Genomic DNA, 16,699 nt, shown 5'->3' with positions numbered 1-16,699 from the left:
TGACTCTGACTAACGCAGAAATTCTGGCGCTTGCTGTGCCGATCGCGGGGGCGGTGATGGCTTTCGTTGTTGCTTATGCGACCGGCGTATCGGTCAGGCGGCGGCGTCGGCGGTTGGAAGACGCACACCGATCGGCGGCAGCAACGGCTGGCGACGACGATCTGCTCGAAATCAAGCCTGAACTACTCATGCGAGCTCAGGGCGGCGATCGGCCGCGTTATTTTGTTCGAGCTGGCGCGCTGAGGGCCTTGGTTGCGCATAACGAGGCTGCGCCGCGCGCGAACGCTGCGGAATGATCCCTCAAGCTTTTTCCTGCTCCTGTTCATTCAACAGACGTCTGCGGTCGAAGCCGCCGCGAGGCCTGACGCAGCCGAATAAAGTCTGCTAAAGCAGGCGCAAATTTCATCTGAACACAGGTCCGAACCACCCATGTCCATCGCCAATTCCATCCGTGGCCAGATCCCCCCGATCCACAAGGAGGGCTATCCGTTCATCGGCATTTTCGCGCTGGCGAGCCTGGTTTTGTTCTGGATCTGGACGCCGCTCGGCTGGATCGGCACCGGCCTAACCGTCTGGTGCGCGCTGTTTTTCCGTGACCCGATACGCGTCACCCCGACCCGCGAGGGCGTCGTGGTGTCGCCCGCGGATGGCAAGGTCTCGATGGTGCAGCCGGTGCTGCCGCCGGCCGAACTCGGCCTCGGCGACCAGCCGCTGCTGCGCATTTCGGTGTTCATGAGCGTGTTCAACGTTCACGTGAATCGCAGTCCGGTGGCCGGCCGGATCGAGCGCATCGCCTATCGTCCGGGCAAATTCATCAATGCTGAGCTAGACAAGGCCAGCGAGGACAATGAGCGCAATTCGCTGGTCATCGCCACCTCCGGCGGCCGGATCGGCGTGGTGCAGATCGCAGGCCTGGTGGCGCGGCGGATCGTCTCCTTCGTGCGGGAAGGCCAGACGCTGGAGGCGGGCGAGCGGTTCGGCCTGATCCGCTTCGGTTCCCGTCTGGACATCTACCTGCCGGAAGGCAGCAAGGCGCTGGTGTCGGTGGGCCAGACGGCGATTGCCGGCGAGACCGTGCTGGCGGACTTCCGCATCGGTGACGGTGGTCGCACCTACCGGGTCGATTAACCGCTTTGGCGGGCCTCCCGAGGCCCGCCTGTGCCGTCATGGCGGAGCCAAGGTGGGTCTGCTAAGATCGATCCATGGAAATGCCAGATACTCCCCAGATTCCCGAAACCCGTCGCCGCCGGTTCCGCACCATCCCGATCCGGATGCTGGTGCCGAATCTCATCACCTTGCTGGCGATCTGCGCTGGCCTGACCGCGATACGGCTGTCCACCGAGGGGCGGATGGAACTCGCGGTGGCCGCCATTGTGTTCGCCGCGGTGCTGGACGGCGTCGATGGCCGCATCGCGCGGATGATCAAGGGCCAGTCCAAATTCGGTGCCGAGCTGGACAGCCTGGCCGATTTCGTCAATTTCGGCGTGGCGCCGGGGCTGATCCTGTATTTCTGGCAACTGCACGACCTGAACAATGTCGGCTGGATCGCCTCGATGGTGTTCGCCATCGCCGGTTCCCTGCGTCTGGCGCGTTTCAACGCCACCATGGACGATCCCGACAAGCCGGCCTTCGCAGCCAATTTCTTCACCGGCATGCCGGCGCCGCTGGGTGCCATCACGGTGATGCTGCCGGTCTATCTGTCCTTCCTCGACGTGCCGATGCCGCCCGCCTTGATCACCACGGCCTATGTGCTGGTGATCGCCTTCCTGATGGTGTCGCGCCTGCCGGTGTTCTCCGGCAAGGCCGTGAACATGCGCGTGCCGCGGGAGCTGGTGCTGCTGATCTCGGCCTCGGCAGTCCTCTTCGTGGCGCTGCTGATCGGCTATCCCTGGCACATGCTGTCGCTGATCTCGATCTTCTATCTGGCCAGCCTGCCATTCGGCTGGAAATCCTATCGCCAGCAGGAGCGTGCGCTGGCCGCTCGGATGGCGGCGAGCCCGTCGGCACCAGCCGAAGAGCCACCGCAATCGGACGACCGGCCGGTGCCTTTGCCCTGACCGGCGACAAAAGACATCCGGCAATGACCGGAGCAAAAATCAAAAGGGAGAAAACACTGTGACCAAGCCCGATACCATGCTGCCTGCATCCGTGCTCGAAGCGCTGCGCCGCATCGACACGCCGACGATCTGCAACGCACTCGAACTGGTGGCGCCGGAGCGCCGGCTGATCGGTTACACCACACGGCCGCTGGTCTGCCCGTTTCCCGATCTGCCGCCCATCGTCGGCTATGCCCGCACCGCGACCATCCGCGCCACGACGGCGTCGGGCCTGCCGCCCGCCGAGCAGAAGAAGCGCCGGCTGGACTATTACGAATATGTCGGCAGCGGACCGGGACCGCAGATCAGCGTGATCCAGGACATCGACGGCCCCGATGCCGGCTACGGCGCATTCTGGGGCGAAGTGAACAGTGCAATCCACAAGGCGCTTGGTTGCCTTGGCGTCATCACCGACGGTTCGATCCGTGACATCCCGCAATGGGCGGACGGCTTTCAGGCGCTGGCCGGTTCGCTAGGCCCGTCGCATGCGCATGTCCATGTCACCGACTTCGGCAAGGAAGTGCGCGTCGCCGGGATGACGGTGGCATCCGGTGATCTGATTCATGCGGACAGCCATGGCGCAGTGGTGATCCCGCCGGATGTAGCGGCGAAGCTGCCGGAAGCTGCGGAATTGTGCGCCCGGCGCGAAGAGCCGATCCTGGCGGTGGCGCGCGATCCCGGCTTCTCGCTGGCGAAGCTGCGTGACGCGATGGCCAAGGCCTCGGAAATCCACTGACACAAGCCCATAGCGGCAAGCGACATGCGGGGGCGGAAACGCCTCCGCATTTTTCGTTCCGAAGCCGATCCGTCGCGTTAATTGCTGGTTAATGCGCGGTGAACGGTAACCCGTCCTTAATCGCATTATCGTTAAGTGGCCTCCGTGCGCTCGATGGGAGCGTACCGCCGTCCAGGACGGGCGTCGGTCAGTACGCGTAGCGTCGGAGTTGTCATGGATATCACCACACTGCTCGGTTTCGTCGCCGGCGTTATTGTGTTGGTCACCCTGGTGCTGATGGGCGGCAGCTTCGGGATGTTCTACGACGTCCACGCTGTCATCATCATCTTCGGCGGTTCGTTCGCCGCGACGCTCATCCGCTTCCCGCTGTCGTCCATTCTTCACGGCCTGCCGCTCGGTTTCAAATTCGCGTTCACGCTGAGCCGCCTGAACGCCCGTGACCTCGTCGACGAACTCGCCCGCATCGCCGAAATCGCGCGCAAGCAGGGGCCAGTTGGTCTTGAAAAGGTCGAGACCAACGATCCGTTCCTCGCCAAGGGCATCCGCTTCGTGGCCGACGGCTACGATCTCGAATTCATCCGCGACAATCTCGAGCGCGACCGCGACAACTTCCTCATGCATCTCGACGAGGGCTCGAAGATCTATCGCGCCATCGGCGATTGCGCTCCGGCGTTCGGCATGATCGGCACCCTGATCGGCATGGTGCAGATGTTCTCGAACATGTCGGATCCGTCGAAGCTCGGCCCGTTCATGGCGGTGGCGCTGCTGGCGACGCTGTATGGCGCCATCGTCGGCAACCTCGTCTGTCTGCCCGTGGCCGACAAGCTGCACGTCAAGGTGCTGGATGAGGAAACCAACCGCACGCTGATCATCGACGGCATCCTGATGATCCGCGACAGCAAGAGCCCGGCGCTGGTGCGCGAAATGCTGCTGGCCTATCTGCCCGAGAAGCACCGCCACGAAGAGGGTGAGCCGGTCCCGGCGTAATCGCTCCGGGATCCGCGGAGTAGCGGCAGATGGCGAAGAAAAAACGCGGCGAGGCACATGGCGGTCACGGTTGGTTCGTGACCTTCGCCGATCTCATGGCGCTGCTGCTCAGCTATTTCGTGATGCTGGTGGCGTTCTCCAGCCCTGATGGCGCGAAGCTCAAGATCGTCGCCGGCTCGGTGCGCGAAGCCTTCGGCGTGCAAAGCGACTCCCGCTATTCGGGCATCATCGAGTCGGACGGCCTGCCGACACGCGGTGTCACCAAGAACAAGGATCACGTCTCGCCGCAGGATGCGTCCAATGTGACGAGTCCCGACGAGAAGGGTGGAACGTCGCGTCCGTCCGGCGCCAGGCTGAAGATGGACCGCGAATTCGCGCTGGCTTCCGCATCGCTGCGACAGGCACTGCAGGACATGCCGGAGATCACCGAGATCTCGAAGAACATCATGTTCGAGGAAACCAAGCAGGGCCTCAATCTCGAGATCATCGATCAGAACGGTCGCTCGATGTTCGCCGAGGGCTCCAAGGTCCCGTATGAGCGCACGCGGCAGCTGCTGCAGAAACTCGCATCTCCCTTGAAGGCGACGCCGCTGCGCGTCGCGATCGTCGGTCATACGGCGGCCGGTTTCGTGCCGTCGCGCAACGACTATGATGCCTTCGACCTGTCGTCGGATCGCGCCAATGTCGTGCGACAAATTCTCGAGCGGGAAGGGCTGCCGCCGTCGCATATCTTCTCGGTATCCGGCAAGGCCGACAGCCAGCCGCTGTTTCCTGATGATCCGACCATGGCTGCCAACCGGCGCGTGACCATCACCTTGATGCGCGAAGATCCGCCGCTGCCGCCAAACCTCAAGCCGTGATCCAGTCAAATCTTTTTTTCGCGACTCTCCCCTGATTTTCCGACATTCGGGGAGAGGCATCCGACCATGGGATAGGCTAGGCTCCCTGTTGACTGGCATGATCCGGCGCGCCATAGCGGGCGCCCGGAATTGTCCTTAGGCGTCACGAACAGCATGGCTGTCACGGAAACAACAGGCGAGGGAACGACCGAAGCTCCGGTGGCACATGCCGGCTTCTGGTCGCTCATGGTCGGCAGCATCGGTGTCGTGTTCGGCGACATCGGAACCTCGCCGCTCTACGCATTTCGCGAAGCGGTACATGGTGCCACCCATGGCGGGCCGGCCACGCCGGTGATCGTGCTCGGCGTGCTGTCGCTGATCCTCTGGGCGCTGTTCATCGTCGTCACGACCAAATATGTGCTGTTCCTGCTGCGCGCCGACAATAACGGTGAAGGTGGAACGCTGTCTCTGATGGCGCTCGGCCAGCGTGCGCTCGGCCGCCAGAGCTGGGTTCTGCTCGCGCTCGGCGTCATTGGCGCTTCGATGTTCATCGGCGATTCCATGATCACGCCGGCGATCTCGGTGCTGTCGGCGGTCGAAGGCCTGAAGCTCAAGGCCCCGGCGCTCGAGCACTATGTGGTGCCGATCACCATCCTCATTCTGGTCGTGCTGTTCTCGGTGCAGCGGATAGGCACCGGCAAGGTCGCGTCCGCTTTCGGTCCGGTGATGATCACGTGGTTCACGGCGCTGGCGCTGCTCGGCGCCTCGCATATTTCTGATGACCCCACGGTCCTCTATGCGATCAATCCCTATTACGCCGTGCAGTTCATGATGAGCCACGGCGTCGTTGGTCTGGTGACGCTGGGTGCCGTGTTCCTCGCGGTAACGGGCGGCGAGGCGCTCTATGCCGATCTCGGTCATTTCGGCCGCAGGCCCATCCAATATGGATGGTTCTTCTTCGTCCTGCCGGCGCTGCTGATCAATTATTTCGGGCAGGGCGCTCTGGTGCTCTCGAACCCCGCGACGATCGAGAATCCGTTCTATCTGATGGCTCCGGAATCGATGTTGATTCCGCTCATCGTGCTCGCGACGGCAGCGACCGTGATCGCCAGCCAGGCTGTGATCACGGGGGCCTATTCGCTTGTGCGGCAGGCCGTGCAGCTGGGCTTGCTGCCGCGTTTCGAGGTGGTGTTTACCTCCGAGACCCATGCCGGCCAGATCTATCTGCCGCGCGTCAATCGCCTGCTGCTGATCGGCGTTGTGCTGCTGGTGCTGCTGTTCAAGTCGTCGAGCGGCCTTGCCTCGGCCTATGGCATCGCCGTCTCCACCACCATGGTGGTCGACGGCATCATGGGCTTCGTGGTGATCTGGAAGCTGTGGAACTGGAAGGCAGCCACGGCTTTCGCCATCATCGCGCCGCTGGTGTTCGTCGACCTCGCTTTTCTCAGCGCCAACCTGCTGAAGCTGCTGGAAGGCGGCTGGGTGCCGCTCCTGTTCGGGCTCTCCATGGCCGGGTTGATCTGGATCTGGCGCCGTGGCGCTGCGATCCTCGTGCTGAAGACCCGCCGTATCGAAGTGCCGCTGCGCGACCTCATCAAGAGCCTCGAGAAGCGTCCGCCGCATATCGTCAAGGGCACTGCGGTGTTCCTCACCAGCGACCCCGAATTCGTGCCGACGGCGCTGCTGCACAACCTCAAGCACAACAAGGTGCTGCACGAGCACAATGTCATCCTGACCATCGAGACCGCGCAGACACCGACGGTCGATCCGTCGGAGCGCGTGCGGATGGAGAATATCAGCGACAAATTCTCCATGGTGAAATTGCGTTTCGGCTTCATGGAGCAGCCGAACGTGCCGAAAGCCCTCGTGATCGCGCGAAAACTCGGCTGGCAGTTCGATATCATGGCGACCTCGTTCTTCGTGTCGCGGCGGTCGCTGAAGCCGTCCGCGCAATCGGGCATGCCCCTCTGGCAGGACCATATCTTCATTGCGCTCAGCCGCTCGGCGAACGACGCCACCGACTATTTCCAGATCCCGACCGGCCGGGTCGTGGAAGTCGGTACCCAGGTGACGATCTAGCGCGTCGGCTTTGTCATTCCCGGTTCCCGGATTTGCGGTAGAATGGGTGTGACCATCGGGGCCGGGAACGGCCTCGCTGCCCCGCTGTTCATCACATTCCGTACGATGCAGACCCCGCGCATACGCCTGAGGCCAATCCCATGACGAGCGATAACGCCACCCCCGCCACCGGTCTGCCGGCGGATACGAACCATGCGGACAAAGGCGCCGGCCACACCACGGCCACGCTCGGTTCGCTGATCGTCGGCAGCATCGGCGTCGTCTATGGCGATATCGGCACCAGTCCACTTTACGCGTTCCGGGAGGCGCTGGTCGCCGCCGGAGGCCACAGGGCGCCCGGCGTAGGCCATGCGGAGATCCTGGGCGTCCTCTCACTGATCGTGTGGGCGCTGATCATTGTGGTGACGATCAAATATGTCGTGATCCTGCTGCGCGCCGACAATAACGGCGAGGGCGGGACGCTGGCGCTGATGGCGCTCGCGCAGCGGGCTGTTGGCGGAAACGGCACGGTGGTGGTGATGCTCGGTATCATCGGTGCAGCGCTGTTCTATGGCGATGCGGTGATCACGCCGGCGGTCTCCGTGTTATCCGCGATCGAGGGGACCAAGCTTGTCACCAAGGCCTTCGAGCCCTATGTGGTGCCCATCACCATCGTGCTGCTGGTGGCGATTTTTGCCGTGCAGTCCCATGGCACGGCGAAGGTCGCCATTTTCTTCGGGCCGATCATGTGCCTGTGGTTCTTCGTGATCGCGATCGCCGCCGTGCCGCAGATCATCCAGCATCCCGGCGTGCTTGCCGCCTTCAATCCCACCCATGCCGTCTACTTCATGTTCCACCATGGCATCATTGCCTTCGTGACACTCGGCGCGGTGTTCCTTGCGGTGACAGGCGCTGAGGCGCTCTATGCGGATCTCGGGCATTTCGGCAAACGGCCGATCCAGCTCGCCTGGCTCTTCCTCGTGCTGCCGTCGCTGACCATCAATTATTTCGGACAGGCTGCGCTGGTGATGCGCGATCCGACCGCGCTGGAAAATCCTTTCTATCTGATGTTTCCCGACTGGGCGCTGATCCCGATGGTGGCGCTCGCCGCCACCGCCACCGTGATCGCCAGCCAGGCCGTCATCACCGGCGCCTATTCGCTGACGCGCCAGGCGATCCAGCTCGGCCTGTTGCCGCGCTTCGAAATTCGCCATACATCGGAAGCGCATTCCGGCCAGATCTACATCCCTCGCGTCAACACGCTGCTGCTGATTGCTGTGATCGTGCTGGTGGTGATGTTCAAGTCGTCAAGTTCGCTGGCCTCGGCCTATGGCATCTCGGTCACCGGCACCATGGTCGTCACCTCGCTGATGGCTTTCGTGCTGATCTGGAAGGGCTGGAAATGGTCGCCGGTCCTGGCCGGCGCGCTGATCATCCCGTTCCTGCTGATCGATCTCACTTTCCTCACGGCGAACCTGTTGAAGGTGTTCGACGGCGGCTGGGTGCCGTTGGCGATGGGCGGCGTGATCGTCATGCTGATGTATACGTGGCGACGCGGCAGCCGGCTGTTGTTCGAAAAATCGCGCAAGCTGGAATTCCCGCTCGCCGATCTCGTCGCCATGCTGGAGAAGAAGCCGCCGCAGCGCGTGAAGGGAACGGCGGTGTTTCTCACCAGCGATCCCGTGAGCGCGCCGACGGCACTGATGCATAGTCTGAAACACTACAAAGTGCTCCACGAAAAGAACGTTATTCTCACCATCGAGACGGCGCCGACGCCGAAGGTGGATATTTCCGAGCGCGTTCGGTTGGAGGAAATCAGCGAGACCTTCTCGAAGATTACGCTGCGGTTCGGTTTCATGGAGTCACCGAACGTGCCGAAGGCGCTGGCGATCGCGCGCAAGACAGGCTGGCAGTTCGACATCATGTCGACCTCCTTCTTCCTGTCCCGCCGGGCGCTGAAGCCCGCCGCGCATTCCGGCATGCCGCGCTGGCAGGACCATCTCTTCATCGGCCTCAGCCGCACCGCCAATGACGCCACCGACTACTTCCAGATCCCGACGGGCAGGGTGGTCGAGGTGGGGACGCAGGTGACGATTTAGCAGCTTCTCGGCGCTTGATTTTCGGCCTCCAAAGCGCGAGTTTGGCCCCCGAAAACAGGGGCCGATCCGGCCCCTTCTGATTTGCTCCGGACGCCGGAGCGCAGGAGGTTTGTGGTGGCAGAAGTTCAGGATTTGACACCCGAGGACGTCACGCAGGGCATCAAGGACGGCAAGTATCTGCTGGTCGATGTGCGCGAGCCCAACGAGGTCGAGGTGGAGGCCTATCCGGATTCGGTGGTCGTGCCGCTCTCGACCTTCGATCCCGCTGAGATTCCCGATCCCGCCGGCAAGGAGGTCGTGTTCGCATGCCGCTCGGGCAAGCGCTCGGTGACGGCATCGCTCGCCGCGCAGGACGCCGGCTTGCCGTACAACAAGCATCTCGCCGGTGGCATCATCGGCTGGAAGGCTGCGGGCCTGCCGACGAAAGCCTGATTGCTCGATGAACAAGATCTTCTCTGAGCTGCCCGTCACCGTCTTCGAGGCGATGTCGCAGCTCTCGCGCGATAACAACGCCATTAATCTTGGCCAGGGTTTTCCCGATCATCCCGGTCCCGACGACATCCGTCAGGCCGCGGCGGACGCCGTAGTCAATGGATACAACCAATATCCGTCGATGATGGGCATCCCGGAGCTGCGCCAGGCCATCGCCACGCACTATCAGCACTGGCACAAGCTGACACTCGATCCGATGACCGAGGTGATGGTGACCTCGGGCGGCACCGAGGCGCTGACCTCGTCGATCATGTCGGTGGTGCAGCCCGGCGACGAAGTGGTGGTGTTTCAGCCGGCCTATGACAGCTATCTGCCGATCATCCGCCAGTGTGGCGGCATTCCGCGCCTTGTCAGCCTGAAGCCGCCGCATTGGCGCCTGACGGAAGAAGACCTCCGCGCTGTCTTCAACCACAAGACGCGCGCGGTGCTGTTCAACTCGCCGCTCAATCCCGCGGCCGTCGTCTATCCGCGCGAGGATCTCGAACTGCTGGCAAAGTTCTGCCAGGAGTTCGACACCATCGCGATCTGCGACGAGGTGTGGGAGCACGTGACCTTCGACGGCCACGAGCACATCCCGTTGATCACCATTCCGGGCATGCGCGACCGCACGATCAAGGTGGGTTCGGCCGGCAAGATCTTTTCGCTCACCGGCTGGAAGATCGGCTTCGTCTGCGCCGCGCCGCATCTCTTGCGCGTCTGCGCCAAGGTGCATCAGTTCCTGACCTTTACCACGGCGCCGAACCTGCAGGTGGCCGTGGCCTATGGGCTCGGCAAGTCGGACGAGTACTTCAAGTCGATGCGTGCTGATCTGGCGCGCAGCCGCGATCGTCTTGCGGCCGGGCTGGAGCGGATCGGCTTTCCGGTGATCAAGTCGCAGGGTACATACTTCCTCACGGTCGATCTGTCGCCGCTTGGTCTCAACGAGACCGACGAGGATTTCTGCAAGCGAATTGTCACGCAATACAAGGTCGCCGGCATTCCGGTGTCAGCCTTCTATGAGCAGGACAAGGTGACCTCGGTGGTGCGCTTCTGCTTCGCGAAGAATGACGCGACGCTGGATGCCGCATTGGAGCGGCTGTCGGATGCGGTGCATCGCCGCTGACGATCATGCGTAGGGCGGATTAGCGAAGCGTAATCCGCCGGCCGAATACATAGTTGAAACTCCGCGGCGGATTACGCCTTCGGCTAATCCGCCCTACGGCTGGAGATGTGACCATGCGCAAGGCGGGACTGGCATTGCTGACTTTGATGCTGGCCTCGCCCGCGCAGGCGCAGCAGCGCGTGGTCAACTTCTACAACTGGTCGAACTATATGGCGCCGGGAGTCCTGGAGGACTTCACCAGGGAGACCGGCATCAAGGTCGTTTACGACACATTCGATGCCAATGAGACGCTGGAGACGCGTTTGCTCGCCGGCAAGTCTGGCTACGACGTGGTGGTGCCTACCGCGTATTTCCTGCAGCGGCAGATCAAGGCAAAGGTGTTTCAGCCGCTCGACAAGGGCAAGCTGCCGAACCTCGCCAATGCCTGGCCGGAGGTGACAAAGCGCCTCGCGACCTATGATGCGGACAATGCCCATGCGGCCAATTTCATGTGGGGCACCACGGGCATCGGCTACAACGTCAAGCAGGTCGCGAAAATTCTCGGCCCCGATGCGAAGATCGATAGCTGGGACATCATCTTCAAGCCGGAGAACCTCGCAAAATTCAAGGATTGCGGCGTCCACATGCTGGACAGTGCCGACGACATCCTGCCGGCAGCGCTGAACTATCTCGGTCTCGATCCGAATTCGACCAAGCAGCCCGATCTCGAAAAGGCTGCCGATCTCGTCGCAAAAATCCGGCCGAGCGTGCGAAAATTTCATTCGTCCGAATATCTGAACGGCTTGGCCACAGGCGAAATCTGCCTCGTGGTCGGCTGGTCCGGCGACATCATCCAGGCACGTGCGCGGGCAGCGGAATCGAAGAACGGCGTCGAGATCGGCTATGCGATCCCGAAAGAGGGCGCGCAGATGTTCTTCGACAATCTTGCGATTCCGGCGGATGCGAAGAATGTCGCCGAAGCCTACGAGCTGATCAACTATCTCTATCGGCCAGAAGTGGCGGCGAAGAACTCGAATTATCTCGGTTATGCGAATGGCAATCTGGCGAGCCAGAAGCTGGTGGATGCCAAGATCATCGAGGACAAGACGATCTATCCGGACGAGACGATGCTGGCGAAGCTCTTCATCATCACCGCCCGCGATCCGGCGACGCAGCGTGTGATCAACCGGTTGTGGACGAAGGTGAAGACGGGGAAGTGAGCTTCTTGTAGCCCGGGTGAAGCGAAGCATAACCCGAGAACAGCAGAGCCAGTTCAAATGCCGGTTCCCGGATTGCGCTTCGCTCCATCCGGGCTACGCGATCACCGCCACCGGCGATGCAGCCACAGCCACTGATCCGGATATTCCCTGATCCAGCCTTCCAGCACGGACGTCACTGCCTGCATCGTACCTGCAATGTCCACCTTGCCGTCGGCTGTGCGCACCGGCTTCACCTCCTCGGACAGCTCGATCCGGAAGCGATGGTTCGGCAACCGGATGACGCGCACGCCATGGATCGGACAGTCTACCTGCCTCAGCAGGCGCGGCAGCATCGGATTGGCGCGGGTCTTGCGGCCGAAGAAATCGACTTCGGCGCCCTTGGTGAACCATTGATCCACCAGCATGGCCACATGCTTGCCCTCGTCGAGGGCATGGGCGAGCTTCACCGGCGCATCGTGGCTGGCGGCAATCAGGTTGCCCATGCTCACTGCGCGGATGCTCTTGATGGCGCGATCGGCCGCAGCGATGTTGGGCGGGCGATACAGCACCGCCGTATCCAGCCCGTGCGCCACCGCGGCGAGGGCAGGGATTTCCCAGTTGCCGAGATGGCTGGCGAAGATCAGCGCCGGTTTTCCGTCGTCGCGGAGCTGGTCGAAAATCTCGCCGGTGCGCTTGGAGAATTCCACGTTGCTCGGCTTGCCGGGATTGGCGGGGTCGTAGTCCCAGATGCGGTCGAGATGCGCAAACTCCGCGCCGATCCGCCCGACATTGTCCCACACGCCGGTGACGATCCTGTCGATCTCTTCCGGCGACTTCTCGGGAAAAGCGGCGGTGAGATTCGCGCGCGCAATCTTGTCTTCGCGAAACAGCGGCCCGATGCGGCGCGTGATCTTGCCGAACAGGTTGGCGGTCTTGATCGGATCGAAATAGCGCGTGGTGCGGAGCATGCCGATCGTCAGCGCGCCCACGGCCGCTTCGCCTGCCGGCTTCAGGGCGTCGCGGATGCGCGCCTTGGTGCGAAGCAGCAGGCGGAGCATCAGAACTTGACGATGATCTTGCCGAACACCTGGCGCGTCTCCATGCGCTTCAGCGCGGTGGCGACATCATCCAGCGGCACTTCGGTGTCGATGACGGGCAGCATGCCGTCCGCCATCTTGTCGAGGCTCTCGGCAATGTTGCGCATGGAGGCGCCGAACGAGCCGAAGATGCGATATTGCTGCTGGAACAGCTGCATCAGATTGATGGTCGTGCTCGGGCCCGACGTCGAACCGCAGGTGACCAGGCGGCCGCCGCGCTTCATCACCAGAAGCGAGCCGTTGAACGTGTCGGCACCGACATGCTCGAACACGACATCGACGCCCTTCTTCTTCGTGATCTTGCGTGTCTCGCCCTCGAAGCGATCCTTGCGGTAATTGATCACATAGTCGGCGCCGAGCTTCTTCACGCCCTCGATCTTGCTGTCGTCGCCCACGGTGGTGATGACGGTGCAGCCGATCTTCTTCGCCATCATGATGGCGACGGTACCGATGCCGGAGCCGCCGGCATGGACGAGGATCGTCTCGCCCGGCTGCAGCTTGGCATTGTCGAACAGCATATGCTGCACGGTGGAGAACGCGATCGGCGCGCAGGCGATGTCGGTGAAGGACAGCTTGTCAGGCGCGGGGATGACCAGCCGGGCCGGCATGTTCATCAGCTCGCGCGCAAAACCGTCGATATGGAAGCCATAGAGGCCGCCGACGTTTTCGCAGAAATTGTCGCGACCTTCCTGGCAGGCCTTGCAGTGGCCGCAGGTCAGCGCGCCATACATGGCGACCTTCTGGCCCGGTTTGAAATTGGTCACGCCTTCGCCGACGGCAGCAATCTCGCCCGAGGCTTCGGCGCCGATGGTGATCGGCAGCTTGCGCTTGGCAAAGGCCATGCCGCGATAGCCCCAGACGTCGATATGGTTGAGGCCGACCGCCTTGACGCGGATCTGTACTTCGCCGGCTGCGGGCGGCGAGGGCGGGGGAACGTCGGCGGTGATGAGCTCGCGTTCAGCAGCAAGATTGAGCGCACGCATAGGCCGCGTCTCCGGGTCTAAGATGTTGATTTCTGAGGCCTGCGTATCGCCGGTTCACGCTGGCGCGTCAACCGGCGAGAGGCGCTATACCGGCTCGCCGGTGAGGATCAGCGAGGCGTTCTGGCCGCCGAATCCGAAGGAATTCGACATCACGGCGGTCACGCGGGCGTCGCGGGCCGTGTTGGGAACCACATCGAACGGAATCGCCGGATCCGGAACATCGTAATTGATGGTCGGCGGGATGCGCTGATGTTCCAGCGTGAGCAGCGAGAACACTGCCTCCACGGCGCCAGCGGCGGACAAGGTGTGGCCCACCATCGACTTGTTCGACGACACCGGAACGGTCTTGGTGAGCTCACCAAAGACGGTGGAAATCCCCAGATATTCCATCTTGTCGTTTTCCGGCGTGCCGGTGCCGTGGGCGTTGATGTAGTCGATCTGGTCCACAGTCATGCCGGCATCGATCAGGCCGTTCTTGACGCAGCCGATGATCGGCTTGCCGTCCGGGCTCGAGCGGGTGCGGTGGAAGTTGTCGGCGAGTTCGCCGCAGCCGGCCACGATGCCGAGAATTTTTGCGCCACGTGCTTTCGCGGACTCCAGGCTCTCCAGCACCAGTGCGCCGGCGCCTTCGGCCATGACAAAGCCTTCGCGGTTATTGGCGAAGGGGCGCGAAGCCTTCGAGGGCGTCTCGTTATTGGTGGAGAGTGCCGAGAGCAGCGAGAAGCGGATCAGCGCTTCCGGATTGACCGAACCGTCGGTGCCGACGCACAGCGCGGCATCGGCTTCGCCGCGGCGGATCGCTTCGACGCCGAGTTGGATCGCGGTCGCGCCCGATGCGCAGGCAGTCGACAGCGAGATCGGCGAGCCCTTGGTGCCGAACGTATCGGCAAGCGAGTCAGCCACCGAACCGAACAGGAAGCGGCGGTGATATTCCGTGAAGCCGCCCGAGCCAGCGGTGCGCAGCAGCGTGTCGTAATTGATGTCGGTGTTGGCGCCGGCGGCCTTGGCCAGCGCCTGACGCTGCGGCCATTCCACCTCAACAGGGGCGACGGCGAGAAACAGCGGGCCGGGGAAGTCACCCTTGGCGCCGATCCCGGCCTGCGCGATCGCTTCTTCCGCCACCATCTCGCCGAGCTTCTCGCCGAGATCGGTCGAGGAGAACGGGTCGACCTTCACGAAATCCACCGTGCCGGCCATCGTCGTCTTCATGCCATCGATGGGGAAGCGCGTGATGGTGCGGATGCCGGATTCGCCGGCAGTGAGCTTCTTCCAGTTGTCTTCCTTGCCGGCGCCGAGCGAAGTCGCAACGCCCATGCCGGTGACGACGACGATCGGTCGGCCGAATTTATCGCGGGTTGCTGACATCTTTTCTCCGTCGCCCGTGCGGGCCGCTCAACTAGATAGATTCGACCAGCGCCATGCCTTCGCCGCGCCAGTGGCCGGTCCCGATCACGACAATCTGGGCAGGCGCCTTCGACATTTCAATCTCGGTGCCGGTGGAATCGTTTGGCGCATAGAGCGCACCGCGCGACAACGACAGCGCCGCAAGGCCGATGCCGAGCGGAAACTGCGTCTCGACGGCGTGACCGAAGGAGGAGCCGGTCGCACGCACCGGCACGTCCGCATGCTTCTTGAGGAAGCTCAGTTCTTCCGATGTCGCGGGCTCGGCGCCGGTGGCACCGGTGATGATCGCGGTGTTCGCATCGCCCGCGCCGACCTTGCCCCACAGATTGTCGAGCGAGGCGGTGACTTCGCCGCCGTCCTTGCGCTTGGCGCGATCGGCCACGACAGTCTTCAGCCGGGCAAACGGCTTGGCTCCGCGCGCTTCCGCATGGGCCTTGGATTCGATGACGAGGAAGGCGCCGCCCGAACCGAGCGCGAAGCCGCTTTTGTCCTTGCGATCCCACACCGACGAATATTTGTCGCGCAGATTGAAGTTGTCGAACTCGTACAGCAGCATCATGTCCTTGCGCTCGCCATTATGGCCGGCGCCGACAAGGGCGATGTCGCTCTGGCCATCGGCGATACGCGCAAGCGCGATACGCACGGCGTCGACGCCCGCGGCTTCCTCGCCCATGAAGGTGCGGGACGAACCGGTGACGCCATGCACGATGGCGATGTTGCCTGCGAGCAGGTTGGAGAGCTGCGCCAGAAAGAGAGTGGGACGCAGGTCGTTGAGCAGCTTCTCGTTCAGATAGCCCGGCGTTGCATCGCCATGGGCTTCCGAATTGAGGATGCTGGAATCGACATTGAGATCGCGCTCGCCGCCACCGGCTGCCACGATCATGTCCATCTTCGACAGGATGTCCTTGTTGCCCTTCACGCCTGCGGAATCGAGCGCAAGACCGGCCGCATAGGTGCCGATGCGCTGCCAGGCTTCCATCTGCCGCTGATCGCCCTTCTTCGGGATCTGGGCGTCGTAGCTCACCGGCACGAGGGGATGCACGACATAGGGCGCGAACGCTGTCTCATCGACATTGACGCGCTTCGCGTTGAGCGCATCCCAATGCGCGTCGGGGCCTTCACCCAGCGACGACACGATGCCGATGCCGGTGATCCACGCTTCGACAGGCTCGGATACGACGGGACGGGTTTCAGCCATTGGACGGTACCTTAGAGGGTGCCAGGGACATCGCCTTGAGTGGACATTGCCTCAAGCGGGAAGCACGGGCGCTTCGCCATGGTGTCCATATGCCCGCACCGGTCCTGTTGAAAGATCGGTGCGGCCTTGAACGCGATCATCGATGCGTGAAGCGCGTTATGCGCCCTTGGCTGCAACCAGCTCGTCGATGCGGGCGCTGAGATTCTTCAGGACGAAGTACTGCTCGGTGGTCGCCTTGCCGTCATTGACTTCCTGGGTCCACTTTTCCAGCGGCAGCTTGATCCCGAACGCCTTGTCGATCGCGAAGGCGATGTCCAGGAAGTCGAGGCTGTCGATGCCGAGATCGTCGATGGCGTGGCTTTCCGGCGTGATCGTGTCGCGCGGGATGTCGCAGGTTTCCGCGATGATGGTAGCGACCTGATCGAATGTG

The 16,699-nt window shown here is 62.7% G+C and carries 16 protein-coding genes; 11 read left to right on the top strand and 5 right to left on the bottom strand.

Annotated features, from left to right (window positions below; all coding sequences use genetic code 11):
• The 11 genes from ACIQ17_RS19805 to ACIQ17_RS19755 form a co-directional block, all read left to right on the top strand.
• Nucleotides 1-296: hypothetical protein (locus tag ACIQ17_RS19805; protein WP_398470775.1), on the top strand; the 296-nt coding region annotated here is incomplete at its 5' end.
• Nucleotides 297-399: 103 nt separating this feature from the next.
• Nucleotides 400-1,128: a phosphatidylserine decarboxylase gene (locus ACIQ17_RS19800; RefSeq protein WP_398470777.1), complete on the top strand. Its 729-nt coding sequence runs from the start codon at nt 400-402 to the stop codon at nt 1,126-1,128.
• An 80-nt stretch (nt 1,129-1,208) separates the two neighbouring features.
• Nucleotides 1,209-2,057 (top strand): CDP-diacylglycerol--serine O-phosphatidyltransferase, encoded by an 849-nt coding sequence (pssA, locus tag ACIQ17_RS19795; protein WP_398470774.1) that lies wholly within the window; start codon nt 1,209-1,211, stop codon nt 2,055-2,057.
• A 76-nt stretch (nt 2,058-2,133) separates the two neighbouring features.
• Complete coding sequence (locus tag ACIQ17_RS19790; RefSeq protein ID WP_398470776.1) at nt 2,134-2,832, top strand: RraA family protein; 699 nt, start codon at nt 2,134-2,136, stop codon at nt 2,830-2,832.
• Between the two features lie 213 nt (nt 2,833-3,045).
• Complete coding sequence (locus tag ACIQ17_RS19785; RefSeq protein ID WP_398470773.1) at nt 3,046-3,819, top strand: motility protein A; 774 nt, start codon at nt 3,046-3,048, stop codon at nt 3,817-3,819.
• A gap of 29 nt (nt 3,820-3,848) precedes the next feature.
• Nucleotides 3,849-4,679, top strand: coding sequence for a flagellar motor protein MotB (locus ACIQ17_RS19780; RefSeq protein ID WP_398470772.1), 831 nt, complete (start codon nt 3,849-3,851; stop codon nt 4,677-4,679).
• Between the two features lie 153 nt (nt 4,680-4,832).
• Entirely contained in the window at nt 4,833-6,737 is a 1,905-nt protein-coding gene (locus tag ACIQ17_RS19775; RefSeq protein WP_398470771.1) for a potassium transporter Kup, read from the top strand.
• Nucleotides 6,738-6,877: 140 nt separating this feature from the next.
• Entirely contained in the window at nt 6,878-8,815 is a 1,938-nt protein-coding gene (locus ACIQ17_RS19770) for a potassium transporter Kup (RefSeq protein WP_398470770.1), read from the top strand.
• 111 nt (nt 8,816-8,926) lie between these two features.
• Entirely contained in the window at nt 8,927-9,247 is a 321-nt protein-coding gene (locus tag ACIQ17_RS19765) for a rhodanese-like domain-containing protein (RefSeq protein WP_398470769.1), read from the top strand.
• Between the two features lie 7 nt (nt 9,248-9,254).
• The gene (locus ACIQ17_RS19760; protein ID WP_211912936.1) at nt 9,255-10,409 is read left to right on the top strand and encodes an aminotransferase; all 1,155 of its coding nucleotides are present in this window, start codon (nt 9,255-9,257) and stop codon (nt 10,407-10,409) included.
• A 113-nt stretch (nt 10,410-10,522) separates the two neighbouring features.
• Nucleotides 10,523-11,608, top strand: coding sequence for a polyamine ABC transporter substrate-binding protein (locus ACIQ17_RS19755; RefSeq protein WP_398470768.1), 1,086 nt, complete (start codon nt 10,523-10,525; stop codon nt 11,606-11,608).
• A gap of 101 nt (nt 11,609-11,709) precedes the next feature.
• On the opposite strand, the gene ACIQ17_RS19750 is transcribed toward ACIQ17_RS19755, so the two are convergent.
• The 5 genes from ACIQ17_RS19750 to ACIQ17_RS19730 form a co-directional block, all read right to left on the bottom strand.
• The gene (locus tag ACIQ17_RS19750) at nt 11,710-12,645 is read right to left on the bottom strand and encodes a lipid A biosynthesis lauroyl acyltransferase (protein ID WP_398470767.1); all 936 of its coding nucleotides are present in this window, start codon (nt 12,643-12,645) and stop codon (nt 11,710-11,712) included.
• Nucleotides 12,645-13,667, bottom strand: a complete 1,023-nt coding sequence (locus ACIQ17_RS19745) for a zinc-binding dehydrogenase (protein ID WP_398470766.1) — start codon at nt 13,665-13,667, stop codon at nt 12,645-12,647. Before ACIQ17_RS19745 ends, ACIQ17_RS19750 begins: the two co-directional genes overlap by 1 nt.
• Before the next feature lie 84 nt (nt 13,668-13,751).
• Nucleotides 13,752-15,032: a beta-ketoacyl-ACP synthase gene (locus tag ACIQ17_RS19740; protein ID WP_398470765.1), complete on the bottom strand. Its 1,281-nt coding sequence runs from the start codon at nt 15,030-15,032 to the stop codon at nt 13,752-13,754.
• Between the two features lie 31 nt (nt 15,033-15,063).
• Nucleotides 15,064-16,269: a beta-ketoacyl-ACP synthase gene (locus tag ACIQ17_RS19735; RefSeq protein WP_398470764.1), complete on the bottom strand. Its 1,206-nt coding sequence runs from the start codon at nt 16,267-16,269 to the stop codon at nt 15,064-15,066.
• Nucleotides 16,270-16,425: 156 nt separating this feature from the next.
• Nucleotides 16,426-16,699: acyl carrier protein (locus ACIQ17_RS19730; protein WP_398470763.1), on the bottom strand; the 274-nt coding region annotated here is incomplete at its 5' end.

The sequence above is a fragment of the Tardiphaga sp. genome (assembly GCF_044340795.1).
Classification (GTDB): Bacteria; Pseudomonadota; Alphaproteobacteria; order Rhizobiales; family Xanthobacteraceae; genus Tardiphaga.
Note: the sequence above shows the minus strand (reverse complement) of the source record. Positions and strands in the feature narration are given on the sequence as shown.

Coding starts and splice junctions, on each gene's coding strand:
- ACIQ17_RS19735 (WP_398470764.1), bottom strand. CDS start 16,269: ATGGCTGAAACCCGTCCCGTCGTATCCGAGCCTGTCGAAGCGTGGATC.
- ACIQ17_RS19750 (WP_398470767.1), bottom strand. CDS start 12,645: ATGCTCCGCCTGCTGCTTCGCACCAAGGCGCGCATCCGCGACGCCCTG.
- ACIQ17_RS19745 (WP_398470766.1), bottom strand. CDS start 13,667: ATGCGTGCGCTCAATCTTGCTGCTGAACGCGAGCTCATCACCGCCGAC.
- ACIQ17_RS19775 (WP_398470771.1), top strand. CDS start 4,833: ATGGCTGTCACGGAAACAACAGGCGAGGGAACGACCGAAGCTCCGGTG.
- ACIQ17_RS19780 (WP_398470772.1), top strand. CDS start 3,849: ATGGCGAAGAAAAAACGCGGCGAGGCACATGGCGGTCACGGTTGGTTC.
- ACIQ17_RS19790 (WP_398470776.1), top strand. CDS start 2,134: ATGCTGCCTGCATCCGTGCTCGAAGCGCTGCGCCGCATCGACACGCCG.
- ACIQ17_RS19740 (WP_398470765.1), bottom strand. CDS start 15,032: ATGTCAGCAACCCGCGATAAATTCGGCCGACCGATCGTCGTCGTCACC.
- ACIQ17_RS19785 (WP_398470773.1), top strand. CDS start 3,046: ATGGATATCACCACACTGCTCGGTTTCGTCGCCGGCGTTATTGTGTTG.
- pssA (WP_398470774.1), top strand. CDS start 1,209: ATGCCAGATACTCCCCAGATTCCCGAAACCCGTCGCCGCCGGTTCCGC.
- ACIQ17_RS19770 (WP_398470770.1), top strand. CDS start 6,878: ATGACGAGCGATAACGCCACCCCCGCCACCGGTCTGCCGGCGGATACG.
- ACIQ17_RS19760 (WP_211912936.1), top strand. CDS start 9,255: ATGAACAAGATCTTCTCTGAGCTGCCCGTCACCGTCTTCGAGGCGATG.
- ACIQ17_RS19755 (WP_398470768.1), top strand. CDS start 10,523: ATGCGCAAGGCGGGACTGGCATTGCTGACTTTGATGCTGGCCTCGCCC.